Source organism: Arthrobacter sp. Soil782 (assembly GCF_001428435.1).
In the GTDB taxonomy this organism is placed as follows: Bacteria; Actinomycetota; Actinomycetes; order Actinomycetales; family Micrococcaceae; genus Arthrobacter_D; species Arthrobacter_D parietis.
Map to the genome: position 1 here is coordinate 1,051,603 of NZ_LMSO01000001.1, position 26,011 is coordinate 1,077,613.

The 26,011-nt window shown below is 61.1% G+C and carries 22 protein-coding genes and 3 tRNA genes; 13 read left to right on the forward strand and 12 right to left on the reverse strand.

Annotated elements, in window-relative coordinates:
- The first annotated feature begins 30 nt into the window (after positions 1–30).
- From gyrB to ASH00_RS05045, 6 genes are all read left to right on the forward strand, one after another.
- On the forward strand, positions 31–2,085 hold the full coding sequence (gene gyrB / locus ASH00_RS05025; RefSeq protein ID WP_056545606.1) for a DNA topoisomerase (ATP-hydrolyzing) subunit B: 2,055 nt from the start codon (positions 31–33) through the stop codon (positions 2,083–2,085).
- Positions 2,086–2,167: 82 nt separating this feature from the next.
- Entirely contained in the window at positions 2,168–4,801 is a 2,634-nt protein-coding gene (gene gyrA, locus ASH00_RS05030) for a DNA gyrase subunit A (RefSeq protein WP_056545610.1), read from the forward strand.
- A complete protein-coding gene (locus tag ASH00_RS05035; protein ID WP_056545612.1) occupies positions 4,798–5,331 on the forward strand; it encodes a DUF3566 domain-containing protein in 534 nt (177 codons plus the stop codon). Before gyrA ends, ASH00_RS05035 begins: the two co-directional genes overlap by 4 nt.
- An 82-nt stretch (positions 5,332–5,413) precedes the next feature.
- Positions 5,414–5,487, forward strand: a tRNA-Ile gene (locus tag ASH00_RS05040).
- Between the two features lie 40 nt (positions 5,488–5,527).
- Positions 5,528–5,644 carry a DLW-39 family protein gene (locus ASH00_RS16965; RefSeq protein WP_235563158.1) on the forward strand — a complete coding sequence of 39 codons (117 nt, stop codon included), beginning with the start codon at positions 5,528–5,530 and terminating at the stop codon, positions 5,642–5,644.
- 45 nt (positions 5,645–5,689) lie between these two features.
- Positions 5,690–5,762: transfer RNA gene (locus ASH00_RS05045), tRNA-Ala, on the forward strand.
- A gap of 54 nt (positions 5,763–5,816) precedes the next feature.
- Here the strand turns inward: ASH00_RS05045 and ASH00_RS05050 are convergent.
- Positions 5,817–6,653, reverse strand: coding sequence for a glycosyltransferase (locus ASH00_RS05050; RefSeq protein WP_056545614.1), 837 nt, complete (start codon positions 6,651–6,653; stop codon positions 5,817–5,819).
- Positions 6,654–6,763: 110 nt separating this feature from the next.
- Positions 6,764–7,567: a hypothetical protein gene (locus ASH00_RS05055; RefSeq protein ID WP_056545616.1), complete on the reverse strand. Its 804-nt coding sequence runs from the start codon at positions 7,565–7,567 to the stop codon at positions 6,764–6,766.
- Positions 7,568–7,720: 153 nt separating this feature from the next.
- Here ASH00_RS05055 and ASH00_RS05060 point away from each other — a divergent pair, with 153 nt between their 5' ends.
- On the forward strand, positions 7,721–8,263 hold the full coding sequence (locus ASH00_RS05060) for a peptidylprolyl isomerase (RefSeq protein ID WP_056545617.1): 543 nt from the start codon (positions 7,721–7,723) through the stop codon (positions 8,261–8,263).
- Positions 8,264–8,269: 6 nt separating this feature from the next.
- The gene (locus ASH00_RS05065; protein ID WP_056545618.1) at positions 8,270–9,136 is read left to right on the forward strand and encodes a rhomboid family intramembrane serine protease; all 867 of its coding nucleotides are present in this window, start codon (positions 8,270–8,272) and stop codon (positions 9,134–9,136) included.
- Positions 9,137–9,289: 153 nt separating this feature from the next.
- Here the strand turns inward: ASH00_RS05065 and ASH00_RS05070 are convergent, their stop codons facing one another.
- Positions 9,290–9,997, reverse strand: a complete 708-nt coding sequence (locus ASH00_RS05070) for a FadR/GntR family transcriptional regulator (RefSeq protein ID WP_235563160.1) — start codon at positions 9,995–9,997, stop codon at positions 9,290–9,292.
- Between the two features lie 166 nt (positions 9,998–10,163).
- Here ASH00_RS05070 and ASH00_RS05075 point away from each other — a divergent pair, with 166 nt between their 5' ends.
- Positions 10,164–10,676 (forward strand): gluconokinase, encoded by a 513-nt coding sequence (locus ASH00_RS05075; protein WP_235563161.1) that lies wholly within the window; start codon positions 10,164–10,166, stop codon positions 10,674–10,676.
- A 79-nt stretch (positions 10,677–10,755) separates the two neighbouring features.
- Here ASH00_RS05075 and ASH00_RS05080 read toward each other — a convergent pair whose 3' ends face one another.
- Positions 10,756–11,001 (reverse strand): cell division protein CrgA, encoded by a 246-nt coding sequence (locus ASH00_RS05080; protein WP_056545619.1) that lies wholly within the window; start codon positions 10,999–11,001, stop codon positions 10,756–10,758.
- Positions 11,002–11,278: 277 nt separating this feature from the next.
- Here ASH00_RS05080 and ASH00_RS05085 point away from each other — a divergent pair, with 277 nt between their 5' ends.
- From ASH00_RS05085 to ASH00_RS05090, 3 genes are read left to right on the forward strand one after another with little or no spacing between them, the layout of a single operon-like run.
- Entirely contained in the window at positions 11,279–12,001 is a 723-nt protein-coding gene (locus ASH00_RS05085) for a class E sortase (RefSeq protein WP_157359044.1), read from the forward strand.
- Positions 12,001–12,159 (forward strand): hypothetical protein, encoded by a 159-nt coding sequence (locus ASH00_RS16855; RefSeq protein WP_200954745.1) that lies wholly within the window; start codon positions 12,001–12,003, stop codon positions 12,157–12,159. The genes ASH00_RS05085 and ASH00_RS16855 overlap by 1 nt, the downstream gene beginning before the upstream one ends.
- Positions 12,160–12,161: 2 nt before the next feature.
- Positions 12,162–12,815 (forward strand): anthranilate synthase component II, encoded by a 654-nt coding sequence (locus tag ASH00_RS05090; protein ID WP_056546686.1) that lies wholly within the window; start codon positions 12,162–12,164, stop codon positions 12,813–12,815.
- Here ASH00_RS05090 and pknB read toward each other — a convergent pair.
- The 7 genes from pknB to ASH00_RS05125 are packed head-to-tail and all read right to left on the reverse strand — an operon-like array spanning position 12,804 to position 22,151.
- Positions 12,804–14,738, reverse strand: coding sequence for a Stk1 family PASTA domain-containing Ser/Thr kinase (gene pknB / locus ASH00_RS05095; RefSeq protein ID WP_157359003.1), 1,935 nt, complete (start codon positions 14,736–14,738; stop codon positions 12,804–12,806). The genes ASH00_RS05090 and pknB overlap by 12 nt on opposite strands.
- A 22-nt stretch (positions 14,739–14,760) precedes the next feature.
- Positions 14,761–16,518 (reverse strand): protein kinase domain-containing protein, encoded by a 1,758-nt coding sequence (locus ASH00_RS05100; RefSeq protein WP_056545620.1) that lies wholly within the window; start codon positions 16,516–16,518, stop codon positions 14,761–14,763.
- Positions 16,515–17,957, reverse strand: coding sequence for a peptidoglycan D,D-transpeptidase FtsI family protein (locus ASH00_RS05105; RefSeq protein ID WP_056545626.1), 1,443 nt, complete (start codon positions 17,955–17,957; stop codon positions 16,515–16,517). The genes ASH00_RS05100 and ASH00_RS05105 overlap by 4 nt, the downstream gene beginning before the upstream one ends.
- Positions 17,954–19,366 (reverse strand): FtsW/RodA/SpoVE family cell cycle protein, encoded by a 1,413-nt coding sequence (locus tag ASH00_RS05110; RefSeq protein WP_056545628.1) that lies wholly within the window; start codon positions 19,364–19,366, stop codon positions 17,954–17,956. The genes ASH00_RS05105 and ASH00_RS05110 overlap by 4 nt, the downstream gene beginning before the upstream one ends.
- A complete protein-coding gene (locus ASH00_RS05115) occupies positions 19,363–20,946 on the reverse strand; it encodes a PP2C family protein-serine/threonine phosphatase (protein ID WP_056545630.1) in 1,584 nt (527 codons plus the stop codon). Before ASH00_RS05115 ends, ASH00_RS05110 begins: the two co-directional genes overlap by 4 nt.
- A gap of 3 nt (positions 20,947–20,949) precedes the next feature.
- Positions 20,950–21,426 carry an FHA domain-containing protein FhaB/FipA gene (locus ASH00_RS05120; protein WP_056545632.1) on the reverse strand — a complete coding sequence of 159 codons (477 nt, stop codon included), beginning with the start codon at positions 21,424–21,426 and terminating at the stop codon, positions 20,950–20,952.
- A 2-nt stretch (positions 21,427–21,428) separates the two neighbouring features.
- On the reverse strand, positions 21,429–22,151 hold the full coding sequence (locus ASH00_RS05125) for an FhaA domain-containing protein (protein WP_056545638.1): 723 nt from the start codon (positions 22,149–22,151) through the stop codon (positions 21,429–21,431).
- A 279-nt stretch (positions 22,152–22,430) separates the two neighbouring features.
- Here ASH00_RS05125 and ASH00_RS05130 point away from each other — a divergent pair.
- Positions 22,431–22,516, forward strand: a tRNA-Leu gene (locus tag ASH00_RS05130).
- Positions 22,517–22,593: 77 nt separating this feature from the next.
- Here ASH00_RS05130 and ASH00_RS05135 read toward each other — a convergent pair.
- Complete coding sequence (locus ASH00_RS05135; RefSeq protein WP_056545639.1) at positions 22,594–26,001, reverse strand: error-prone DNA polymerase; 3,408 nt, start codon at positions 25,999–26,001, stop codon at positions 22,594–22,596.
- Between the last annotated feature and the right edge of the window lie 10 nt (positions 26,002–26,011).

Here is a 26,011-nt window from a genome sequence, read left to right on the forward strand (position 1 = left end):
CATTAGGACAACGAGGAGTCGACAGCGTCAGTGGCTAACGACAACGAAGTGGAATCTGCCGGACTGCCGGAAACCGGCGCCGGCGCACCCAAAGGTTACGGCGCAAGCGACATCACAGTCCTTGAGGGGCTGGAAGCGGTTCGAAAGCGGCCCGGTATGTATATCGGGTCAACTGGTCCTCGCGGCCTGCACCACCTTGTCTATGAGGTTGTGGATAACTCTGTGGATGAGGCTCTCGCGGGATACTGCGACCACATCAAGGTGGCGCTGCTTGCTGACGGCGGCGTCCGGGTCATCGACAATGGCCGCGGTATTCCGGTTGATATGCACCCGACCGAGGGCAAACCCACCGTTGAAGTAGTCATGACTATCCTGCACGCAGGCGGGAAGTTCGGCGGTGGAGGATATGCCGTATCCGGTGGCCTCCATGGAGTGGGTATTTCGGTTGTGAATGCGCTTTCCTCCCGTGTCAACACGGAAATCAAGCGTCAGGGCCACGTCTGGAGGCAGTCCTTCGAGGATGGTGGAAAACCTGTCGGAAAGCTCGAAAAGGGTCCGGAGACCACCGAGACCGGTACCACGCAGACTTTCTACCCGGATGCCTCCATCTTCGAGTCGGTTGAGTTCGATTTCGAGACGTTGCGGGCGCGTTTCCAGCAGATGGCCTTCCTGAACAAAGGCCTGCGGATCAGCCTTGTGGATGAGCGAGTGCCTGAGGTGGAAACCGAGGAAATTACGGACGCCGCCCACGCCGAGGCAGAACAGTCCGAAGAGAACAAGCACCGCCATGTCGAGTACCTCTATGAGAACGGATTGCTGGATTACGTCAAGCACCTGAACTCATCGAAACGCGTTGACATCATCCACGAGGACGTCATTGCGTTCGAGACTGAGGATTCGGACCGCTCCATCGCCGTCGAAGTGGCAATGCAGTGGACAACGGCGTATTCCGAAAGCGTTCACACCTACGCGAATACGATCAACACCCACGAGGGTGGAACCCACGAAGAGGGTTTCCGCGCAGCTATGACATCGTTGATCAACCGTTATGCGCGTGAGAAGAACATCATCAAGGAAAAGGATGACAACCTCACGGGTGACGACATCCGTGAAGGGCTTACCGCCGTCATCTCGGTCAAGCTGTCCGAACCACAGTTCGAAGGGCAGACGAAGACCAAGCTGGGCAACTCGGAAGCCAAGGGATTTGTGCAGCGCGTGGTCACGGACCAGCTGGGTGACTGGCTCGAACGTAATCCCGGGCCTGCCCGCGATGTCATCCGCAAGTCCATTCAGGCAGCCCAGGCGCGGCTGGCTGCGCGCAAGGCAAGGGAGTCCACCCGGCGGAAGGGCCTGCTGGAATCCGGCGGGATGCCGGGCAAGCTCAAGGACTGCCAGTCGAAGGACCCATCGAAGTCTGAGATCTACATTGTCGAGGGAGATTCCGCAGGTGGCTCGGCCGTTCGCGGTCGCAATCCGGAAACGCAGGCAATCCTCCCGTTGCGCGGAAAGATCCTGAACGTTGAGCGTGCCCGGCTTGACCGTGCGCTGAGCAACACCGAAGTCCAGGCGATGATCACCGCCTTCGGAGCCGGCATCGGTGAGGATTTCGACGTCGAGAAGGCCCGCTATCACAAGATCGTCCTGATGGCAGATGCTGACGTCGATGGTCAGCACATCACCACGCTGTTGTTGACGCTGCTTTTCCGCTACATGCGGCCGCTCATCGAGAATGGGTATGTGTACCTGGCGCAGCCGCCCCTGTACCGGATCAAATGGTCCAACGCTGCGCACTCCTACGTATACAGCGACCGCGAGCGGGATGAAACCATCAAGATGGGCCTTGCCAATAGCCAGCGTCTCCCCAAGGAAAACGGGATTCAACGTTACAAGGGCCTCGGCGAGATGGACTACACCGAGCTCTGGGACACCACGATGGATCCTGACAACCGCACCTTGCTGCAGGTCACTATGGATGATGCCGCTGCGGCCGACCAGATTTTCTCTGTACTGATGGGTGAGGATGTCGAGTCACGCCGCAACTTTATCCAGCAGAACGCAAAAGACGTACGGTTCCTCGACATCTGAGCGTCATTGAGTAGCCCCGGCCGGGCACGCAGCTATCTGCTGGCCCGGGTCCTGACACGCATTCACGAATGGAACGAACTAGATGAGTGACGAAGTAACGCCTGAGGTTCCGAGCGGTACGCCCATTGAAGGTGCACTTCTGACGGACCGTATCGAGCAGGTAGACCTGCAGACCGAGATGCAGCGGTCCTACCTGGACTACGCAATGGCGGTCATTGTCGGTCGCGCGCTGCCTGACGTGCGTGACGGTCTGAAACCCGTTCACCGTCGCGTTCTCTATGCAATGTTCGACGGCGGCTACCGCCCCGACCGCTCGTTCAACAAGTGTGCGCGCGTTGTCGGTGAGGTCATGGGCCAGTACCACCCGCACGGCGACAGCGCTATCTATGATGCACTCGTCCGGCTGATCCAGGACTGGACCATGCGTTACCCGTTGGCCCTTGGTCAGGGGAACTTCGGATCGCCGGGTAACGACGGCGCGGCAGCCCCCCGGTATACCGAGACCAAGATGGCACCGCTGGCCATGGAGATGGTCCGCGACATCGACGAAGAGACTGTCGACTTCCAGGACAACTACGACGGAAAAAACCAGGAACCCACCATCCTGCCGGCGCGCTTTCCGAACCTGCTGGTCAATGGCTCCTCCGGTATTGCCGTCGGCATGGCAACCAACATCCCGCCGCACAACCTGCGTGAGGTGGCGGACGGTGTGCAGTGGTATCTGCAGAACCCGACTGCCAGCAAGGAAGAACTGCTTGAGGCGCTCATCCAGCGCATCAAGGGACCGGATTTCCCTACCGGAGCGCAGATTCTTGGCCACAGGGGTATTGAAGACGCCTACCGGACAGGCCGCGGTTCAATCACCATGCGCGCCGTGGTCAACGTGGAGGAAATTCAGGGTCGTACCTGCCTGGTCGTAACCGAGTTGCCCTACCAGGCCAATCCGGACAACCTGGCGATCAAGATTGCCGATCTCGTCAAGGACGGGAAGGTTTCGGGGATCGCCGACCTCCGGGATGAGACCTCGGGCCGCACGGGCCAGCGCCTGGTCATTGTCCTGAAGCGTGATGCCGTGGCCAAAGTAGTGCTCAACAACCTCTACAAGCACACGCAGCTCCAGGACAATTTCAGCGCCAACATGCTGGCGATCGTGGATGAGGTCCCCCGCACCCTCAGCCTGGATGCCTTCATTCGGCACTGGGTGACGCATCAGCTCGAAGTCATTGTCCGCAGAACCAGGTACCGCCTGCGGAAAGCGGAAGAAGCCGCACATATTCTGCGGGGACTGCTCAAGGCACTCGACGCCCTCGATGACGTGATCGCCCTTATCCGGAGATCTTCGACCGTAGAAGACGCACGCAATGGGCTGATGGGTCTGCTGGACATTGACGAGATCCAGGCTCAGGCGATTCTGGACATGCAGCTGCGGCGGCTCGCCGCCCTGGAGAGGCAGAAAATCCAGGATCAGCATGCCAAGCTCGAATCCGAAATCACCGAGTACAAAAGAATTCTTGCCTCCGAGGTACAGCAACGCGAAATCGTCTCCACGGAGTTGCAGGAGATCGTCGACAAGCATGGAGATGACCGCCGCACCGAGATCCTCATGGGGTACGACGGCGATATGAGCATGGAAGACCTCATCCCTGAAGAGGAGATGGTGGTCACCATCACCCGCGGTGGTTACGTCAAGCGGACCCGTAGTGATAACTACCGCCAGCAGGCTCGGGGCGGTAAGGGTATCCGTGGGGCGCAGTTGCGCGGCGACGACGTCGTCGAACACTTCTTCGTCACCACGACGCACCATTGGCTGCTGTTTTTCACCAACCTTGGGCGCGTCTACCGCGCGAAGGCGTACGAGCTTGTGGAAGCGGCACGCGACGCCAAGGGTCAGCATGTAGCGAACCTGTTGGCATTCCAACCTGACGAAACCATTGCGCAGGTACTTGATCTGCGCGATTACCAGCAATCCCCTTACCTGGTGCTGGCAACCAAACGCGGCCTGGTCAAGAAGACGCGCCTCGAGGACTATGACACCAACCGGTCCGCGGGTGTTATCGCCATCAACCTGCGTGACGGTGATGAACTGGTGTCAGCTCAGCTTGTGTCCGAAACCGACGACATGATGCTGGTCTCCCGGAAAGGGCAGTCACTTCGCTTCAGTGCCACCGATGAGGCGTTACGCCCGATGGGCAGGGCTACCTCGGGAGTGACCGGCATGAAGTTCCGGGAAGAGGATGAACTACTGGCGGCCAACGTCGTGAGTGATGACTCCTACGTGTTCATCGTGACCGAGGGCGGCTTCGCGAAGCGGACCAAGGTCGATGAGTATCGGGTGCAGGGCCGTGGTGGGCTGGGCATTAAGGTAGCAAAGCTTGCTGACGTGCGCGGCGATCTGGTTGGTGCCCTCATCGTGCAGGAAGAAGACGAAGTCCTCGTTGTTATGGGCGGCGGCAAGGTGGTGCGGTCATCGGTGGCCGGCGTTCCGGCGAAGGGCCGTGACACCATGGGCGTGATTTTCGCGAAGCCGGACAAGTCGGACCGGATCATCGCTGTTGCCCGCAACACGGAACGTGGACTCACGGTGGATGAGGAAGTTCCGGTAATGGGTGTGGATGACACTGAATCTGCGCCGGTTGCGCCTGATGAAGTACCGTTGTCGTCAGAAGAAACGGCTGAGCCGGAGGCTGAGTCAAGCGATATTGGAGGTTCCGAGTGAGTTCTGCCAACTCAAATCCGCGCACGACTGCGGGCAGCGCTGTGCGGTCGTCGGGCGGCGGACCTCGGGTCAACCCGCCCGCGCGGCCCACGCAGCGTCCGGCTTCGTCAGGCGCAAGGCCGGCGGGCAACCGTCCCGGGCTGGTCAAACCCGCACCGAAGGCCAAGGCTCGCAAAGCGCGTCTGCTGGTCAGCAAGATCGATCCGTGGTCCGTCCTCAAAATGTCATTCCTGCTTTCCGTGGCGCTGGGCATCGTTACGGTGGTTGCGGCGATCGTCATTTGGACTGTGCTAGACCTCACTGGGATCTTTGATCGGGTGAACCAGCTCCTTGGAGAGATCGCTGGATCAGAGGGTGCCGGCTTTGATCTGCGCCAGTTCGCATCTCTGGGTCAGGTGGTCTCGTTCGCCACCATCATCGCCGTCGTGAATGTAGTGCTTCTGACCGCCCTGGCCATGCTTTCTGCGGTTCTTTACAACATTTCATCGACCCTTGTCGGCGGAATCGGCGTGACGCTGACGGACGACTGATCTGCCGAAATCGATGCGGGCCTCAATTTGTGGATCGCTGAGGCCCTACGGTAAAGTCGTATCTCGGCCCGATGAGGTACGGGGGCGTATAGCTCAGGCGGTTAGAGCGCTTCGCTGATAACGAAGAGGTCCCAGGTTCAAGTCCTGGTACGCCCACGGATCGTGAAACCGGCAGGCAACTGCGAGGAGGAGCACTGTGAAGAAGTTGCTGGTAGCGGCAGCTGCTGTTGCAGGAGTTTTCGCCTACAAACGGTGGCAGGAGTCCGAGAAGGAAAAAGAAGTGTGGAGCAGCGCGACTGATCCGGTCGAGTAAAACTTCACCGCCTGGTCGGGGTATACTGATCAGGTTCCGTTTTACGGGGGCATGGCGCAATTGGTAGCGCACCTGCTTTGCAAGCAGGGGGTTCGGGGTTCGAGTCCCCGTGCCTCCACCGAAAGATAAGGGCTCCAGCCGAAAGACTGGGGCCCTTGTCTGTTAACGGTGGCTAACGGTTCGCCGCTGTGGTTCGGGCTGCACGCGCGGTGTGCACGGCACGCAACACCTTCGCTGGGTAGTAGATCGACATGAAGATCAGCATCGGAATTTTCAGAACTTTCTTGTCAATCTGATGCGCTCGGTAGGTGCGGTCGAACCTTGTGACGTAATAGCGGTAGTCCTTGGGCGAATTCTCGAGGCGCCGGGCTGACATCCCGCTCACCATGCCGGGGATATACCGGATGATCAGATCCTGTTCTGCGAGGTGAAGAGAGAGGTCTATGTCCTCATGCATCTCGTCCTTTTCATCAAGACAGGTGTACTCACGGATCTGTTCCCATGCCGTCCTGCGAAGCGCCATGTTGGAGCCGAAGAGAAAGTGGTACTGGTTACGTGCGAGCTTCAGCACGAGTTGACGCATCTTGTCATCCGCTTTCAGCCCCCACCGCCGCATCGGCATGTCATAGTAAACAACCGGTCCGGTCGCGGCGGCTACGGTTGGATCGCTGAACCCTGCCTGAACGGTTTCGACCCAGTCGGGTTCCAGGACGGAGTCGGCATCAATTCGGCCTAGTACGTCTCCTGTTGCGTGGTTCAGCCCATAGTTTCGGGTAGGTATGAGACCTTGCTTGTCATCTTGCTCCAGCAGGCGGATCGGGCTCTCAGGGTATTCGAGCTGCATCTGGCGGACAATGTCGGCAGTGCGGTCAGTAGAGCGATTGTTCACGACCAGAATCTCGTGTGCCGGCATTGACTGATAGATGGCCGCGACGAGGCACTGGCGGATGACGCCTTCTTCGTTGTACGCCGGGATGACTATCGACACGGACGGCTTCGCGGTGTGCACGGCCGTAAATCTATCACCGGCCGGTCAGACTAAGACCCCAGACATCAAAAAAGCGGGAAAGATCCTCCGATAGGTGGACCTTTCCCGCTTTTTGCGGGGCGTCAACGAACCTAGACGGCGGGCCCCTTGGGTGCGCCGGCGCCGTCGTCCGACTTTTCGGCTGCGCGGTCAGCGGCTTCCTTGATGTCGTTCACAGCCTGCTTGGCCTCTTCATTGTGCGCAATGTCTGCAACAGGAGTCGGTTCAGCCGGAGCTGGGGTTTTCCAGGGATCCTCCACAGGCTGTGAAGCGCGCCAGATGGCAACTCCAGCTGTCAGGGCGGCGGCGATGATGCCGACAATCAGCCAGCCCTTACCGCCCTTGCGCTGCTTGCTTCGCCTGAGGTCTTTCGCGGCGCGCTGGGCGGCAACAACGGCTGCTTTCTGGTACTTCTTTACGGCCTTTTTGTCACCGGTAACCTTGGTCACCACACCGGCAACTCCAGCCGGGATGGTGGCAGCAGCCAAAGTACGCGACGCTGAATCTGCGGCATCACCAAGCCGGTATGACACAGCCGGGATGTACTCACTCACGACGCGGTCGCGGGCGTGGTGGATGGCCGGGGTTGCGCGGTCCAGGGTGCCCTGAATGCGGGGCGCCGTGCCGTCGACGAACTGGTTGATGCGCGGACCTACGCGGTCCAGGCTCTCCTGAATTCTAGGGGTGACGACGGCTATGCCGTCTGACAGACCCTGTGTTGCCCGGTTCACGCCCTGCTGGATCCTGGGCGAGGCCGTCTCGATTCCCCGCTCGATTCGCGGCGTCACCCATTCTCTGGCGGCATCCACTCGCGGAGCGGCCCAATCCCGTGCCGTTCCGACGCCCATCAGAACGTTGTTCTCAAGGCTGCGGACAACGCTTTCGGATTTCTTCACAACTACCTCCCATGGATAGTGACTGTTGTTAGTCAGCCTACGTGCTATCCCGAGGTCCATGCTATCCGTGCGTTGGTTTCACAGCTTTTTCACTGTACGCGGAACGTGGTCGTTCCGGGAGATACCACGGGTGTGCGTGAAAGAATGGATCCCATGACAGCTATAGCTACTGCACACGCAACCATTCACACCAGCCTTGGAGATATCAAGGTGGAGCTTTACGGCAACCACGCCCCGAAGACCGTCAAGAACTTCACGGGCCTCGCTACCGGTGAGATCAAATGGACTCACCCCAGCACGGGCGAAGAGACCAACGCGCCTCTCTACGACGGCACCATTTTTCACCGCGTCATCAAAGACTTCATGATCCAGGGTGGCGACCCCCTTGGCCAGGGCATCGGCGGCCCGGGCTACAAGTTCGACGATGAGATCAACCCCGACCTTGACTTCAGCGCTCCCTACAAGCTGGCAATGGCCAATGCCGGCCTGCAGAATGGCCGCGGAACCAACGGCTCGCAGTTCTTCATCACCTCCGTTCCCACCACCTGGCTGCAGGGGAAGCACACCATTTTCGGCGAGGTCAAGGACGAGTCATCCCGCGCCATCGTCGACCAGCTCAACTCGATCCCCACCGATGGACGCGACAAGCCTCTCGAAGATGTCGTAATCAACAGCATCACCATTGAGCAGGCCTAGCACCGTATGACCTATGGAATCCCGGCGGGCCAGCCGGATGAGGACGTTCCCGTATGCCCACGCCACCCGGCCAGGGTGAGTTATGTGCGGTGTCAGCGATGTGGCAGGCCCGCCTGTCCGGAATGCCAGCGTCCGGCGGCCGTCGGGATTCAGTGCGTCGACTGCGTGCGTGACGCACAGCGCCTCACTCCGGCCACGCGCACCATCTTCGGCGGAACAGTGCGGCAAGGGAAGCCGCTGGTGACCTTTTCGCTCATCGGAGCCTGCGTAGCGTTGTTCCTGGCCCAACTCGCCATCCCCGGGGTGACGGACGCATTGGCGTACGCAGGAATCTATACCTCCGGCATTGTCACCCCGGAACCCTGGCGCATGATCACCGCCGCGTTCCTTCACTCCACAGGATTCCTGCTCCATATCGGTTTCAATATGTATGCGCTGTGGATCATCGGACAGGCTCTTGAACCCTTGCTGGGGCGGGCAAGATTCCTCGCCCTGTACCTGATCGCTGCCTTCGGCGGATCGGTGGCGGTACTCCTGCTGACCAATCCGCTGCAAGGCGTTGTCGGGGCATCAGGGGCGGTGTTCGGACTCTTCGGGGCCATGCTCATTGTGCAGAGGCGGCGTGGCGGTGATGTACGGCAACTGGTTGTGCTCATTGCAATCAACACCGTCCTCGGGTTTGTCGTATCGGGAATCTCCTGGCAGGCACACCTTGGCGGTCTGCTGGCCGGAAGCGCTGCCGCGGCCATCATCGCCTATACGCCGCGGAGTTCGAAGCGCTCCCTGATTCAGTGGTCAGGACTGGCTGCGCTGACGGTTATCCTCCTTGTTCTTGCGTTTGTCGGTGCAAGCCTGGTGACGTTCCCCGCTTAGTTTTCCACAAGGGTTATCCCCAGTGGGGAAAACTTACACACATGTAATTCCACAGGTGTGGATAAGCAGGACCCACGGATTTCAGAAACGGCCCGAAGAATTGCACCGAGTTACCCACAGCTGTGGATAACTCGGTGCACAACCTGTGCACGACTACGTAACCGCTTCTTGCACTTCGGCCAGCAGGTTCCGCATCTCTGTTTCGGCTGCGTCAGGGTCGGATCCGGCGATCGCCGCCGCGACGGCTTCGTGGCTGGCGAGCGAATACTCACGGGGTGTGCGGGGCATCAACCCCTGGGTGGTCCTTCCCCGGAGAACTTCCGTGACAACGTCATCGAGCGCGGAGAACATCTCGTTACCGCTGGCCAACAGGAGTAGGGCGTGGAATTCGATATCCACGGCTAGAAACTCGTCAAGGCGGCCCGCTTCGCCAAGTGTGCGCAACTGCTGGGCGAGGTTCACAACGACGGCGCGTTGCTCTTGGGTGGCATTGCGCGCTGCTCCCGCCGCAGCAAGCGGCTCAACTGCGCATCGCAGTTCCGTCAGGCTCTTGAACTGCCGTGCGCGGGATGTTCCCTCCAACCGCCAACGGATGATCCGCGCGTCGTAGACATTCCAGTGACGAGGGGCCTGAACCACAATTCCGACGCGGCGTTTGCTGAAGACGAGGTTCATGGATTCGAGAATGCGCATGCAGTCGCGAATCACGGTTCGTGAGACCTTGAAGCGCGCCTGTAGTCCCTCGATTGTCAGCCGTCCCCCGGGTTGTAGCTCACCGCTGACAATGCTGCGCCCCAGCTCCTCGATGATGCTGCTGTACTTTACGGCGGCCGCCGGTGCCTGGCCTTGCGAAGACAGCACCACTGATTGACCTTTCCGAGGGGTAGGGGTGGGATCAGAATAAGCCGGGACGCCGGCGATTCAAAGGTAGCATCTTTACATTCGGTAAAGGTGCTACCTTTATAGCCGAGTAGATTGAGCGTTGAGTCACAGGCGGCGGAAACGACCAGGAAGTCGAGGAGACGGCGTGGAGTCACGAATGCATCTGGTGATTATGGGCGTGTCGGGATCAGGCAAGACGACGATCGCCACTGCACTGGCGGAGCGCCTCGGGTGGATCTATGCCGAAGCGGACGAGTTTCATTCCCCTGAGAACATCACAAAGATGACCCAGGGTATTGCTTTGACCGACGAGGACCGCAAACCCTGGCTTGATTCAATCGCGCACTGGATCAGCGAGAAGAGCGCCAATGGAGAATCCACCATCGTGACGTGCTCGGCGCTGCGAAGGCGTTACCGCGATGTTCTGGCCGCTGCCGACGGTGACATCCGGTTTGTTCACTTGATCGGCGATGTTGGCCTCATTCGCTCACGCATGAAGACGCGCACCGGGCACTTCATGCCTGAATCCCTGCTGCCATCGCAGGTCAGCACCCTCGAAATCCTCGAGGAGAACGAGCGCGGGCTCACCATCGACAATGTCGGCACACCCGCGGAAGTTACGGATCGGATCATGGCCGAGCTCGGCATCATCGCCTGAGCGCATAGAACAAAAGAGGCGCCTTCCGCTCGGAAGGCACCTCCTTTCTGGCTGGGTAGAGCAGCCGCTCTGGCTAGAACTACCGCCAGCGGGTGGTCATGAGGAACCCGGCGATCGCGACTCCAAAGCCAATCAGAATGTTCCAGGAGTCGATGCCTGGGATCGGGAAACGTCCTTCGGAGATGTAATAGACCAGAATCCACAACAGACCAAGCACCATCAACCCGAACATTACCGGCTTGTACCAGACCGGGTTCGGCTTCGGTTCCGCAGCGGCGCGCGTCTTCGGCTCGACCTGCTTCTTGCGGGACTTCGACTCGGGCACGGATCCTCCTAGACGGTGGCTGGGGCTTCCAGCCGCTGTGTTTGTGGTCATACAGCTCGGAACCCGGCCGCGACACCAGTTATCCTGAGATGAGGACCCATGGCATCGGCGCGGTTCTAGCTGCCCATTCTAGCTAATGAATGGCCGCAGCGACGCCCGACATCACATCCGTAGGCAGGGAGAAGGATTGAGCGACCTCGGCGGCGGCATCGCGGTGGCTCGCCGTGACCGTTCCCGGCGCGCGCCCGCCCGCCGACGTCGTCGTAGTCTGCTCGAGATGGCGGCCCAAGTGATCGGTGAGCTGCTCATCACGGCCGGCGTTATCCTGCTCCTGTTCGTGGCGTGGCAGCTGTGGTGGACAAATGTCCAATCCAACGCAAAACAGGACCAGGCGGTTGAAGAGTTCTTCGCCGACCTCGGTGAGGCGCCTGTGGCAGATGATCCTGTGGACGAGCCTCCAACTTCGTCACCGGATCAGGTTCCCGTTCTGGAGGCGAAAGCAGCGGGTGAGACCTTCGCCGTCATCTACATCCCGCGTTTCGGGGACAGCTACACCCGGCCGGTCACCAGCGGGGTGACGACGGCCGTACTCGACAACCTGGGCCTGGGACACTATCCCGAGACCGGCATGCCGGGTGCTGTAGGAAATTTCGCACTTGCAGGCCACCGGCAGACAAACGGCGCCGTGCTGGACAACATACATACTCTGGTGCCCGGCGATCGCATCTATGTGCAAACACAGGACGGTTATTACTCCTACGTCTACCGGAATACGCAAATCGTGCTGCCGGACCGAACTGATGTCCTCGCGCCGGTACCTACGCAGCCGGGCGTTGAACCCGAGGAACGAATCCTCACCCTCACCAGCTGCAATCCGCGCTTTGGCGCGCAGGAACGAATCATCGCCTACGCAGTGATGGAGTCATTCCAGTCACTGGAGGACGGACCGCCGGAGGAGATTGCCGCACAAGTAGCCGAGGTCGCGGAAGGAGCCGCCTGATGTACGCCTTCATATTCCGCCACTTGCCGGGGCCTCTCTGGCTTCGGATCATCTGGGCGATTCTGCTCATCACTGCAGCACTGGCAGTTCTCGTGAGCTGGGTCTTCCCCTGGCTGTCCCAGTTCAGCCCCCTGACCGATTCAACGATTGGCACGTGATCATGAACAGTCCTACCCGAATCCTGGTTGTCGACAACTACGACAGCTTCGTGTACACGCTGGTCGGATATCTGCAGGAACTGGGTGCGGAGACCACCGTTGTCCGGAATGATGACGTGACGCTCGCCGAAGCTGTGGCGCTTGCCGAAGTGAGGGACGCAGTTCTCATCTCCCCCGGGCCGGGCGCGCCCGCGGAAGCCGGCGTCTGCATCGAGCTGATCAAGTGGTGCGGCGCAAACGACAAGCCGATGCTCGGTGTGTGCCTTGGCCACCAGGCGCTGGCAGAGGCTTACGGCGGATCAGTGACCCATGCTCCCGAACTGATGCATGGAAAGACGTCCCTGGTAGAACATGACTCAACGAACGTCTTCGAAGGTCTGAACTCGCCGTTGACGGCCACCCGCTACCACTCGCTGGCAGCAGTAGGGGACGTTCCTTCCGAACTGCGTGTGACGGCGCGGACGGCGAGTGGCGTGATCATGGGTCTTGAGCACCGGTCCGCTCCGCTGTGCGGAGTTCAGTTTCACCCGGAGTCGGTCTTGACCGAGGGCGGCTACCGGATGCTGGGGAACTGGTTGGAGCAGGCCGGCCTGGACGGCGCTGCAGCCCGCTCAGCCACGCTTAGCCCGCTGATTCACCAGCAGTCAGGGACCTAGGCCCTCCACCGCATCTCCCACGACGCCGCTGTTGCCCTGCCCGTTTCCCTGTCCTCGCCCGCGACCCTGGTTGCCGGGCTCTTCCTCCTCGGCGGGAGCGCTCGACGCGGGCGGCGGGGCTGTCGACGGAGCAGGCTCTTCTTCGGCCGGTTTGGTAGCAACATAGATGACTACTTCGGTGCCCGGCGCGATATTCGAGTTCGCAACCGGTTCCTGCCTCACTACAAGGCCGGGTTCCACGACGGCGTTTGGTTCCTCCTCGATCCGTGGGACCAAAGCGCGGGCCGGGTCTTCCAACAGCGCGACTGCTTCATCGCTCGGCAAGGAAGTGAGACGAGGGACGGTCACCAGCCCGGTGGAAAGCACGAGGTTAACCTCGGAATCAGCGGGTACGGTCGAGCCGAGTGCCGGCTCGGTTTCGATCACCCGGCCCGCGGGAACAGTTGCGCTGTTCGCTTCACTCACGCTACCGCCCCGCAGGCCAACCGACTCAAGGGCATCTCTCGCTGAGGATTCGGTCATCTGGAAAATGTCCTCAGGTATTGCGCGATTTGCCGGTCCCTTGGAAATCAGCAGTGATACCAGGGCATCCGGTTCCACCTCGCTGCCTGCTTCGGGATCGGTAGTGATAGCGAAGCCCGACTCGACTTCATCGTGGAACGTACGTTCCACCTGCGGACGGAGACCCACGGCGGTCAGCGCGTTGCTTGCCTCGGTTTCACTCAGCGAGTCAACGGCGGGAACAGAGGTGAGGATGGGCTCCTCCGGTTGCGCGTTGAGGATTCCGAAAAGCGCGATACCTCCGGCAGACAGGAGCAGTGCCAACAGCACCAGCAGTACAGCTATCCACCCGCGCCGGCGTGAGCGGGTCCGGTCCTCGGCATCGCGACGGTTCTGCGCCGCATGTGCCACGGGCAGCGAGCCCGTCTCCTCTTCCTCCACCAGCGAATCAGCTGCGATGCTTCCACCGGCAAGAACCCTGGCCATCGCTCTTGTCTGAGGGGCATCGTCGTCCGTTCGTGTTGGAACGGCGGCGATTGCTTCGGTAGGTGCTGCGGGCACGTCTGGCCGGATGCCTTTGCGCGCGTCACGAAGGGCCGACCGGAAGTCGGCTGCACTCTGGAAGCGCCGGGCGCGGTCCTTCTCCAGCGCAATAGAGAGCACTGACTCGATCTCCGCCGGAATGCTGGCATCAATTTCACGGGCAGGCGTGGGAATCTCACGCACATGCTGGTAGGCGACAGAAACCGGGCTGTCGCCGACGAACGGAGGCCTTCCGGTGAGTAGTTCGTACAGTAGGCAACCCGCCGAGTACAGATCACTGCGAGCGTCCACGGTTTCTCCGCGCGCCTGCTCAGGGGAAAGGTACTGTGCGGTACCGATCACCGCCTGGGTCTGGGTCATGGTGGCGGCGGAATCGGCCATTGCCCTCGCAATGCCGAAGTCCATCACTTTCACCTGACCCTCAGGAGTAATCATCACGTTGGCCGGTTTGATATCCCGATGGACAATGCCTGCACGGTGGCTGTACTCGAGTGCTGAGAGAACTCCCAAAAGGTAGTCGACAGAGGTCTCAGGCGTCAGTTCTCCGCGCTTAAGGAGATCGCGGAGGGTCCGCCCGGCAACATATTCCATCACGATGAAGGGAACACGGACCTCGTCATGGTGCTGGCCCTCGACCTCCTCCTCACCGGTGTCGTACACGGACACGATCGTGGGGTGGTTCAAACCGGCAACCGCCTGCGCTTCGCGGCGGAATCGGGACTGGAACAGAGGGTCCCGGGCAAGGTCACGGCGCAGCACCTTGATGGCCACGGTACGGCCGAGCCGGACGTCACGGCCGAGGTGAACGTCGGCCATACCGCCACGGCCGATCAGTTCACCCATCTCGTAACGTCCGTTGAGGACTCTCTCGCTGCTCACCTGGTGCCCCCTCACATGCTTCCTAGGGCTGGTCCTGGCCGGGCGGAGTCTGGCCGGGACCGATTGCCGGGGGCGCCTGGGTTTCATCAGGGCCCAGGGAGACGACGTAACGAACGGTGCTTCCCGGTTCCACCTCGGTGCCTTCAGCCGGATCCACGGACAGGACGGTTCCCGCTGCTTGTTCGGAAGCTTCAGAACCGGAACGGACGGCGCTGAGCCCCAGATCGGCGAGGGCCTGCTGCAGTTCTTCCTCGGTGGCACCTACAAGGCCCGATGGAACGGTCAACGTCTCGGGCGCTTCCGCGAAGGTGACAGTGATCTGGGAGCCGGGCGTCAGAGGGCCGACGGGGTTGAGGGTCAGGACCGTCCCGGGATCAAAATCGTCCGTAACCTCCGGCTGCTGGTCCACGGAGAATCCCAGATTGTTGAGCTCGGCCACGACCACGTCAATGGGACGACCCTGATAGGTGGCCTCATCCACCACGATCGCTTCCGGTGTGGTGGGTGCGGGGGTGGTGGGTTCCGGAGTGGTTTCTTCCGGCGTGGGCGTCGGGCTTTCACTTTCGGACGGCGTTGCGGACGCGGAGGAGCTGGTGGGTGCCGGGGCCGGCTCGTCTTCGTTGCCGGCCAACAGCGGAGCGAGCAGGAAGCCGGCAACGGTGAGCGCTGCCAGGACCAGCAGGACAATCAGCGCAATCAGCCAGGGACTGCGTCCACGGGATTCTTCTTCTGGCGGGGGAACTTCGTCGATATCTTCCTCGGTCCACTCCCGTGACGCCGCAACTGCGCCGGCGCCGGCGCCGGCGCCTGCCCCTGCACCTGCGACGGCGGGCAGAGCCGAGGTCGTTGGGGCGGGAATCGCGCGGGTGGCACCGGTGGGTGCAGGGACCGGAGTGGTGAGTGGGCCGGTGGAGTCCGTAAACAGCAGCATTCCGGGTACGGCTGACTCAGCAGCACGGATATCGTTGCGCCGGATGGCGGCGACAGCCTCGGCAAGCGCTTCTGCGTTCCCCGGACGGTCCGCGGGGTCCTTAGCCAGCATGCTCGCGATAAGCGCACGGACCGGATGAGGGATAGTTTCGGGTAGATCAGGCGGCGCATCATTGACCTGGGCGAGGGCAATTGCGATTTGCGACTCACCGGAGAACGGGCGGCGTCCGGCGAGTAGCTCGTACCCGATCACGCCCAGCGCGTAGATATCGCTGGAACCGGTTGCCTGCTGCCCGGTTGCCTGCTCTGGAGCCAGGTACTGGGCAGTGCCCATAACCTGTCCGGTGGCAGTCAGCGGAACCTGGTCAGCAAGGCGCGCAATGCCGAAATCAGTAATCTTCACGCGGCCATCGGGCATGATCAGCAGGTTTCCGGGCTTGACGTCCCGGTGCACAAGGCCCTGGCGGTGTGCGACGCTGAGGGCCGTTGCGGTCTGGCCGATGATTGACAGCGCCCTGTCCGGTGCCAGGATTTGCTCGCGCTCAATGATGGTGGACAGGGGCTGGCCTGGGACGAGCTCCATGACGAGATAGGCTGATCCGCCTTCCTCACCATAGTCAAAGACGTTCGCGATGCCCTCGTGGTTCAGCAGGGCGGTGTGGCGGGCTTCGGCGCGGAACCGATTGAGAAAACCGGGATCCCCCGTATATTCCTCTTTGAGAATTTTTATGGCCACGATGCGTCCGAGCACCTGGTCACGTGCCTTCCAGACCTCACCCATGCCTCCGATGGCGATGCGATCAGTCAGCTGGAACCTGCCGCCTAATGTGATACCTGAAGTAGGTCTCACCTATTCAACACCGCCTCTATGAGTCTCTTAGCGTTTGGACTTGTCAATTGAGCACCCGTCGCTATGTCGACGTCCTGCATCACGATGGAAACCACTACTTCCGGATTGTCGGCCGGCGCGAAGCCGGTGAACCAGGCGTTGTCGCCCTGCTCGGGTACTTCCGCCGTGCCGGTCTTGCCGGCTACTTCCACCCCTGGGACCGCGGCATTCTGGGCCGTACCGTTCTCCACCACGTTGACCATCCACTCCGTGATCAGGTTGGCGTTGTCCGCGCTGAGAGATTCGCGGAAAACCTCCGGCTCCGGTTCGTCGATGATGGAGAGGTCCGGTGCACGGACGGCTTTCACCAGGTTGGGCTTCATGAGCACACCATCATTGGCGATCGCAGCGCTAACCATCGCCATCTGAAGCGGCGTGACTGCGACACTGAACTGCCCGATGGCCGACTGCGCGAGCTGGGCTTCACTAAGTTCTGTGGGGAACTGGCTGGCCGCCACCTCAACCGGAATGAAAAAGCGCTCACCAAAGCCGAACTCCTGCGCCTGCTCGAGTACCGCTTGCTCACCGACCTCCCACGCAATTTGGGCAAACGGAGTGTTGCAGGACTGCTCGAGTGCAAACTCGAGGTCTGCGGTGTCACGCGCCGCGCAACCGCCGGTGGTGAAGTTCGGGAGCCCGACGTCGGTGCCCGGCAGGTCAAGCACCGGCGGGTTGGGGATGGTGGACTCCGCATCGAACTGACCTGTCTCAAGAGCGGCCGCGGCCACCACGAGTTTGAAGACTGATCCGGGAGCCACAAGTGACTGCGTTGCGGGGTTGAAGTAGATGGACAAGCCGGGAACCTGAGCGAGCTGCTCGATGTTCTGCACAACCACCGACGTGTCATGGGCGGCGAGCAGATTAGGGTCATACGACGGCTTGGAAGCCATCGCGAGCACGTTTCCGGTGGCTGGCTCCATCACAACGATCGATCCGGTCTGCCCTTCGGGGATCATGTCCCAGGCCAGCTGCTGCAATTGCGGATCGATGGTCAGCTCGACGGAGGCACCCTGTGCCTGGGCGCCAGAGAACAGCCGGACCATCTGATCAATGAAGAGGTCGTCGCTACTGCCGGAGAGCTCCTCATTCATGACGTTCTCCAGCTGTGTGGAACCGTTCACCAACGAGAAGAATCCTGTGAGGTGCGCATACATCTCCGGCTCGTTGTAGACGCGCTGGTAGTTGAATTGGTCATCCGACGGCACGGATTCCGCGATCGGACGACCATCCACCAAAATCGCGCCCCGGTTCTTTCCATAGTCCTGCAGGATTTGCCGCGTATTCCAGTCATTGTTCTCCAGCGCGTTGGCCTCGAAGAACTGGACATAGGTGAGGGATCCGAGGACGAGCGCGAACATGCTCATGGCCACGATCCAGGAGCGTCGGATTGCCTGGTTCATGCGGTGACCTCCCGCGTAGGATCTGTTGCCGGAGTGTTCCGATTCTGCTTGCCTTCGGAAAACGTTTCGCGGACCGGCCCCTTCACGGCCGGCCGCCGGGCCGTCTCCGAGATGAGAAGGAGCAAGGCGACGATGATCCAGTTCGCCAGCAGGGAAGAACCACCGGCCGACATGAAGGGTGTGGTGAGCCCGGTAAGCGGAATGAGCCGTGTGACCCCGCCAATGACAACAAAGCACTGCAGCGCGATCGTGAAGGACAAGCCGCAGGCGAGAAGCTTTCCGAACCCGTCACGGGTGCCGAGAGCCGCGCGGAAACCCCGGGAAATAAGCAAAATGTAGAGCAGCACGATGGCGAAGAGCCCGATGAGGCCGAGTTCCTCACCGAGGGCCGTGATGATCATGTCGCTGTTGGCATAGGTTACAAGATCCGGCCTGCCCTGCCCGAGCCCGGTGCCGACGAGTCCACCGTTCGCAAGGCCGAAGAGCCCCTGGACAACCTGACCGCTGCCACCGGGATTGCGGTTGAAGACCTCCGGCTCAAACGCATTGATCCAACTGTCAATGCGCAGGGCAACGTGGCTGAACAACTGAAGGGCTGCGTAACCGCCGACAGCAATCATCGCGAGGCCGATCAACACCCAGCTGACCCGCGACGTCGCGACGTAGATCATGGCCATAAAGAGGCCGAAGAACAGGATGGAGGAGCCGAGGTCACGCTGGAAGATCAGCACGCCGATGCTGACCAGCCAGGCGGCCACCATGGGTGCCAGGTCCCGGAAACGCGGAAGCTGCAGCGGTCCCAGCTTCTTTCCGGCCAGCAGGATGAGGTCGCGGTTGGTGGAAAGATACCCCGCGAAGAATATGGCAAGAGTGATCTTGGCGACCTCGCCGGGCTGGAAGGTACCCACACCCACGTTGATCCAGATACGCGCTCCGTTGATCTCGACGCCGAGCGGGGTGAGCGGCAGCATCAGCAGGACCGCGCTCACAATGAGCGATATATAGGTGAACCGACGCAACATTCTGTGGTCCCGAATCACCAGGAGTGTAGCTATGGACGCACCCATGGCGACAGTGGTCCAGAGGAACTGGCTCGGTGCAACAGGTTGTGCATCGGCCGGAAGTGCCAGGTCTAACCGGTAAATCATGGCCAGCCCGATTCCATTGAGCGCGATCACGATGGGAAGAATTACCGGATCTGCATATTTTGCGCGGAAACGAAGAAGGATGTGGAAGATCAACGCCAGCGCGGCCAGCGTACCGCCCTGCAGCCAGAAGGCCGAGTCGAACGGATTCTCCTTATCGAGACCTACAAGCCAGTTGGCGCCGATCGCTACCGTCAGGGCCACGACAAGGAGGAGTGCCTCGACATTACGACGGGATTTCGGGACTGTGAGTACCTCACTCATTGGACTCTCCCTCCACATGAGGCTGCTTCGCCTGGTGCTGCATCAGCGCTTGCGGAGGCGCTGGGGCTGGCTTCGACGGTGGCGCCGGGACTCGCAGGAGAGGCACTTGCACTCGGTTCTGGTGTTGGGCTACCCGAGGACGATGGCTCAGGCGACGCAGTCTCGGGTGAGGCTGAAACTGTGGGCGACGGGCTGGCGGACGGGCTCGGATTGCTCTCCGGTGGACACGGCAGCGCCCGCAGTGACTGGCGGAGGTCTTCAACGATGTCCTGTGCATGTTCGAGGTCGCTCGCTGCGAGAGTGTTCTCGAGGCGATTGCGCTGGAATTCCGGAAGGCTGGACACAGGAATGTCGGTCGTCTGGTCCACGTGGCTCAAGGGAATCGGCCCGAGTGTCTGAGCAACGCCGTTGTAGATGGCCACCCTGTTGTCGAAGGTAGCGACGTAATAGCGCGTCTGGGTCCAGACGTATCCCAGGGAAAGCACGGCGGCAAGGATCAGTGCCATCAACGCGAGGGCGGCCGGCAGCAGCCAGCGCCGGCGGCGGGGCGCGGAAGCTTCCTCGGTCTGGTCGTCCTCCACGGCGTCCGCGGGTGCTGCCTTGTGCGTCAGCATCATAGCTGCGCGGCGCTCGGTGGACCGCTGCGTGACGATGGGAATCTGTCCGGTTTCAGTAGCCAGCGCTGCCGAACCCACCAGGGTATGCGGGCGGGATGACAGGTCTTCCCGGATAACGTCCGCCCTGATGGCTACACCGGGTGTCGCGTCATCAATAGAAGCGTCGCTGTCCTTCTCCCCGGCTGCTTCACGCGCGGGCGGAAGTGCGGTGAGCGCGGCAGTGCGCAGATCTTCAGGCGTGGCGGTGTCCACATCAACCACCACGATGGTGATGTTGTCCGGGGATCCGCCGGCCAGCGTCAGGTCAACAAGCGTGTTGACGCAAGCTGAAAGATCACGCGTTTCACGGATAATTCGTTCGACCGTGGCATCATCCAGTACGGCATTCAATCCGTCCGAGCAGAGCAACCAGCGTTCTCCGGGCTCAGCATCGAAGGTGGTCAGGTCGAGTTCCGGACTGGCATCGACATCACCGAGGACGCGCATCAGCACGTTCTTGTGCGGATGGACCTCCGCCTCCTCCGGCTTGAGCCGGCCCTCCTCGATGAGTCGCTGCACAAAGGTGTGGTCGACGCTGATCTGTTCGAAAACATCGTTCTTCAGCCGGTAGGCCCGCGAATCACCGATGTGAGCAAAGGAAATTTTCTCGCCGTTGAGAAGCATCGCCGTAACGGTTGTACCCATGCCGGCAAGCTGCGGGTTGGTGCTGACCAGTTCAGACAGGAGCGAATTGGCAGTCTGGATCTCGTCCGCCAGGTGAGTGCCGGCGTCGCCGTCGTAATCCTTGCGGTCAAGATGCACCAGATCCAGGACTGTGGACGCTGAGGCGATGTTGCCGCCGGCGTGCCCGCCCATTCCGTCCGCTACAACGGCGAGGTAACGGCCGGCATAGGCGGAATCGTCATTCTTTGCGCGAACCTTTCCCACATCCGAGCGGGCGGCGAAACGGAAAACCAGGGCCATGGATTATGGCCTCAATTCAATAACCGTCTTACCGATCCGGACGGGTACGCCAGGTTCCACCGGCAGCGCGCGGGTCAGCTGGTTGCCGGCAAGATAGGTTCCGTTGGTGGATCCGAGATCTTCAATGAACCACCGGCTGCCCTGCGGGAAGAGCCGGGCATGGCGGCCGGACGCGTAGTCATCCTCAAGGACAAGCGTGGCTTCTTGGGCGCGGCCCAGCAGGATGGGGCTGGACGCGAGGTCCAGGGCGGTTCCCTTGAGAGGGCCTTCCGTGACGATCAGACGCCGCGCCTGCGCCTTGGCCGGTGGTTCCTCAACCAACTCCGGGTGCTTACGGGCTTCGCGGGCTGTAGGAGAGCCAGTCCGGTTGCGCAGGCCCACCACAAGATCCCGCCGCAATGCGCTGACGACGCTAAGGACGAGGATCCAGATCAGGAGCAGGAACCCGTATCTCAACAGCGTTACGGTCAGATCACTCATGCTTAGCGTCCACCGTTCTGCAAGGGTACAAGTCGGAAAGTCATGCGGGTACGGCCCATGGTGATCACTGAGCCGTCCGTCAGGTCAGCTTCCCCCTGTACGCGTTGTCCATTCACATAGCTGCCGTTGGTCGAGCCGAGGTCAACGGCACGGGACTGGCCCTGAGCGGTGTGAATCTCAAGATGCCGGCGGGACACACCGGTGTCATCGATGAGGATGTCCGCCTCCGATGAACGGCCCAGAAGGACGGACCCGGCGTTCAACGAGTAGCGCTGACCGTCGAGTTCAAGGACAGGCTGATAGCGCTTGGGCTGGCGGTTTGGGACGCTGGGAGCAGGCCGACGCTGCGCGGGCTGTTTTTCGGTGGCTGAGTCGATTTCAAAGGAACCGGGCTTGAGGTCGGAATCGCGGGTGAAAGACACCCGAACCGATCCCTGAAGCGTGTAGTGCTGGCTGTTGACGTGCTTGATGACGACATCACACAGTTCCTCGGCGAGTGGCGCCCCCCACTCCTGAGCGAGTGCGAAGTCCGGATCTGATAGCCGGGCGGTGAAAACATTCGGTGCAAGGGTGCGTCCCTGCGCCAGCGTGAGTGACTTGTTATCCAGTTCGCGGCGCAGTGCACTGGCAATCTCGACGGGCTGCACCTGGGACCGGGAACCGGTGGAGAAGGCGCCACGGACCATTTTTTCGAGTCCGCGCTCGACATTATCCAGAATGCCCATGCCTACCTCCTTACCTGCGTTTCTTGCTGCCCGAATGTGCCCGCACGAAAGCGCGCGGAGGCATGCCGGGTCGCTGCTGTCTTGTGTCGATACTACTGGGGCGTCCCCTAAATGGCCTTAACGCGGCATGTTGACCCGTCGATTACATTCAACGTCTCTACTCATCGCAAAGTTGCGCGGTGTGCCGTAGCTGTACCGTTTAGGTGTTTTTGGCGCCGCTCCGTTATGCTTGTTTCTGCTGATTCGGAGGAATCTTTTCCAAGAATCCTTCTTCACTTTGCGCGAGTGGCGGAACGGCAGACGCGCTGGCTTCAGGTGCCAGTATCCGAAAGGGTGTGGGGGTTCAAATCCCCCCTCGCGCACCAGAGAAAAATAACCCCGGCCTCGTGTCGGGGTATTTTTTTACCTACTTTCTGATGCATTGAACGGCCAAGACCCCCGGTCAGCGGAAGTCCCGTGACTTGGTGGCGGCTTTGAGGCGGAGCACCTCGAACTTGTCTGCCACCAGGTTCACCACCCCCTCGTTGGACCGCTCCAACACTCCACGCACCAGGACGCTACTGGCCTCCCGCGCTATCCGCCGATACCGCTGCCAGACACCGACTGAGCAGATGACATTAACCAGCCCTGTCTCGTCCTCAAGGTTCATGAAGGTGATGCCGCTAGCCGTGGCAGGGCGTTGCCGGTGGGTAACCACTCCACCGACTTCAACGCGCCGACCAGCCTCGGCGGAAAGGAGGTCCGCGGCGGTCAGCGCGCCCCGGCGTCGTAATGTTGGCCGGGCATGGCGCACCGGATGGTCATCTGTGGTGATTCCAGTGGACCACAGGTCTGCTGCCACGCGGTCGACGTCGGTAAGGTCCGGAAACAGGGGCGGCTGGATGTACACAGTGGTTCCCTTGATTTGGCCCTCGCGTTCCGTGGAGGCGGGGCCGGCATGCCAGAGCGCTTCCCGCTGGGTGAGTCCCATTGAGTCAAATGCCCCGGCAGCTGCCAGCGCTTCGAGCTGCTGTGAGTTCAGTTCGGTCCGGCGCGCCAGGTCACCCATGGTTTCAAAGGGGCCGTTTGCCTCGCGTTCCTCGACGATGGTCTGCGCCAGTTTCTTGCCGATCGACTGCACGCTGTCCAGCCCTAACCTGACCGCATGGTTGCCGTCGCGGCGGTGAACCGTTGAGTCAAAGCGAATGGTGCGGTCGAATTTCCCCACTGGGGGCTGGTGGAACGCCAGGCAGTTATCAGAACCTGTGGAACCTGTTCCCGCGGAGCCGTCCACCTCCAGATCTGCATGAATCCCCGACAGCAGGATGTCCGGGCGCAGGACCGTGACGCCGTGCCGCCGGGCATCTGCCACCAGGGTCTGGGGTGAGTAGAAGCCCATGGGCTGTGCGCGCAGGAGCGAGGCCAGGAAGGCCCCGGGATAGTGGAGCCGGAGCCAGGCACTGGCGTAGACCAGCAGGGCAAAGCTGATGGAGTGGCTTTCAGCGAAGCCGAAATTGGCGAACGCCTGGATCTTCCGGTAGACGGAGTCTGCGGTTTCCCCGACAATTCCATTGGACTTCATGCCCGCGTACAGCTTCTCCTTGAGGGTGTCGATCCGCTCAAGGCCGCGTTTGGACCCCATAGCGCGGCGCAGCTGATCGGCGTCGGCGCCTGAACAGTTGCCCACTACCATGGCCATCTGCATGAGCTGCTCCTGGAAGAGCGGTACTCCGAGCGTGCGCTTGAGCACCGGTATCAGCTTGGGGTGCAGGTAGCTTTCTTCCTCCTCGCCCAGTTTCCGCTTGATGTACGGGTGCACCGCTCCGCCCTGAATGGGGCCGGGACGCACCAGCGCAACCTCGATAACCAGGTCATAGAACCGTCGGGGCTGCAGGCGCGGCAACATTCCCATTTGCGCGCGGCTTTCCACCTGGAATACTCCGATGGAATCGGCGAAGCACAGTTGGTCGTAGACGCCCTGCTCTTCCCGCGGCATGGTGTGCAGCGTCCATTCCTCACCAAAGTGCTTTTTGACGAGGTCGAAGTTGTACTGCATGGCCGCCATGATGCCGAGGCCCAGCAGGTCGAACTTGACCAAGCCCATCCAGGCGCAGTCATCCTTGTCCCATTGCAGGACGGTGCGCCCGTCCATGCGCCCGTGCTCGATCGGGCACACTTCCCCGATTGGGCGGTCGGTGAGCACCATGCCGCCTGAGTGGATTCCCAGATGGCGCGGAAACTTCAGCACTCCCTGTGCCAGTTCCACCACCGGTTCGGGGATGTCGTGATCATCACTGGAAACCAGTGCACCCCAGCGCTCCACCTGTTTTGACCAGGCATCCTGCTGCCCGGGGCTGTGCCCCAGCGCCTTGGCCATGTCGCGGACCGCGAACTTGGGCCTGTAGGTGATGACGTTGGCAACCTGGGCGGCATTGAACCGGCCGTACTTGTTGTACACGTACTGAATGACCTCTTCGCGACGGTCGGAATCGAAATCGACGTCAATATCGGGTTCCTCGTCCCGCAGGCTGGAAAGGAATCGTTCAAAGGGGAGGTCATACAGGATGGAATCGACGGCGGTGATTTCCAACAGGTAGCAGATAGCGGAATTCGCTGCTGATCCGCGGCCCTGGCAGAGGATGCCCCGGGTGCGCGCAAAGTGGACCAAATCATGGACGATCAGAAAATAGCCCGGGAAGTCTTTCTCCTCGATCACACGCAGTTCTTTTTCAATGCGCTCACGGACATCATCCCTGCCGGCGTAGAACTTGGCTGCACCTTCCCAGACCAGCTTCCTCAGCCAGCTCATCTGTGTGTGGCCCTCCGGCAGGTTCAGTTTGGGCAGGCCGGGCTTGACGCTGCTGAGCCGGAATGCCAGATCATCCGCCAGTTCTACTGTCCGTTCCACGGCCCCTGGATAGGCGGCAAAACGGGCTGCCATTTCCGCGCCGCTGCGCAGATGCGCAGACCCCGACGCCGGCAGCCACCCATCCATGTCATCCAGTGACCTGCGTGCGCGGACGGCGGCCACCGCGGTTGCCAGTCTGTGTTGCTCAGGGACGGCATAGTGCACATTGTTGGTGGCAACGACGGGCAGCTTCAGCCGCGTGGCGATGTCCCACAGGGCATCATTGTGCGCACTGTCCAGCGGATTGCCGTGGTCGTAGAGTTCGACGGCGACGTTGCCCGTACCAAAAAGATCCATCAAACGCCGGGTTTCCTCTTCCGCGTCCTGAAGGCTGCCGTTGCGGAGCGCATGGCGGACGGCTCCTTTGCGGCACCCGGTCAGGATCATCCAGTTGTTGCCTGCCCTGGCGGCGAGCTCGGCAAGGTTGTACCGGGGCTTGCCTTTCTCTGCTTCCGGTTTCAGCTGAGCTTCCGTGATTGCCGCGGCCAGCTGATGATAGCCCTCTGCGCCGCGGGCGAGGACGAGCAAATGCCGGCCCTCCGGGTCTGGTTCACCGTTTTGGGGTTTGCTCAGTTCCAGGGATAGCTCAGTGCCGTAGATGGTGGAGAGCCCGGGGTGTTTCTCTGCCGCTTCAGCCAGGTGGACAACACCGTAGAACCCATCATGATCGGTCAGCGCCAGCCCGTGGAGACTGAGCCGGTGGGCTTCCTCGACAAGCTGTTCGGGACTGGCAGCACCATCAAGGAAGCTGAAATTCGAATGCACGTGAAGTTCCGCGTAGGGCACCACCGGACCGTCAGGCATGGCCACCGGTTCTTTCGGCGGGGAGTACGGATGCCGTTTCAGGGACCAGGCGGGACTGTCTCCGCCGTCAGCACCCAGGGGCGGGGAACCGGGGCGGCGACGATCGGAGAGGGTCCGTTCAAACTCCGACCAGGAAATCGGGGGATTATTGAAGCCCATGTCAGGACTC

What these genes read in the sequence shown, in the direction of transcription:
- ASH00_RS05115 (WP_056545630.1), bottom strand. Translation starts at nt 20,946, where the DNA reads ATGGCCCTGGTTTTCCGTTTCGCCGCCCGCTCGGATGTGGGAAAGGTT.
- ASH00_RS05085 (WP_157359044.1), top strand. Translation starts at nt 11,279, where the DNA reads ATGGCGGCCCAAGTGATCGGTGAGCTGCTCATCACGGCCGGCGTTATC.
- ASH00_RS16855 (WP_200954745.1), top strand. Translation starts at nt 12,001, where the DNA reads ATGTACGCCTTCATATTCCGCCACTTGCCGGGGCCTCTCTGGCTTCGG.
- gyrA (WP_056545610.1), top strand. Translation starts at nt 2,168, where the DNA reads ATGAGTGACGAAGTAACGCCTGAGGTTCCGAGCGGTACGCCCATTGAA.
- ASH00_RS05120 (WP_056545632.1), bottom strand. Translation starts at nt 21,426, where the DNA reads ATGAGTGATCTGACCGTAACGCTGTTGAGATACGGGTTCCTGCTCCTG.
- ASH00_RS05105 (WP_056545626.1), bottom strand. Translation starts at nt 17,957, where the DNA reads ATGAACCAGGCAATCCGACGCTCCTGGATCGTGGCCATGAGCATGTTC.
- ASH00_RS05065 (WP_056545618.1), top strand. Translation starts at nt 8,270, where the DNA reads ATGACCTATGGAATCCCGGCGGGCCAGCCGGATGAGGACGTTCCCGTA.
- ASH00_RS05060 (WP_056545617.1), top strand. Translation starts at nt 7,721, where the DNA reads ATGACAGCTATAGCTACTGCACACGCAACCATTCACACCAGCCTTGGA.
- ASH00_RS05125 (WP_056545638.1), bottom strand. Translation starts at nt 22,151, where the DNA reads ATGGGCATTCTGGATAATGTCGAGCGCGGACTCGAAAAAATGGTCCGT.
- ASH00_RS05110 (WP_056545628.1), bottom strand. Translation starts at nt 19,366, where the DNA reads ATGAGTGAGGTACTCACAGTCCCGAAATCCCGTCGTAATGTCGAGGCA.
- ASH00_RS05090 (WP_056546686.1), top strand. Translation starts at nt 12,162, where the DNA reads ATGAACAGTCCTACCCGAATCCTGGTTGTCGACAACTACGACAGCTTC.
- ASH00_RS05135 (WP_056545639.1), bottom strand. Translation starts at nt 26,001, where the DNA reads ATGGGCTTCAATAATCCCCCGATTTCCTGGTCGGAGTTTGAACGGACC.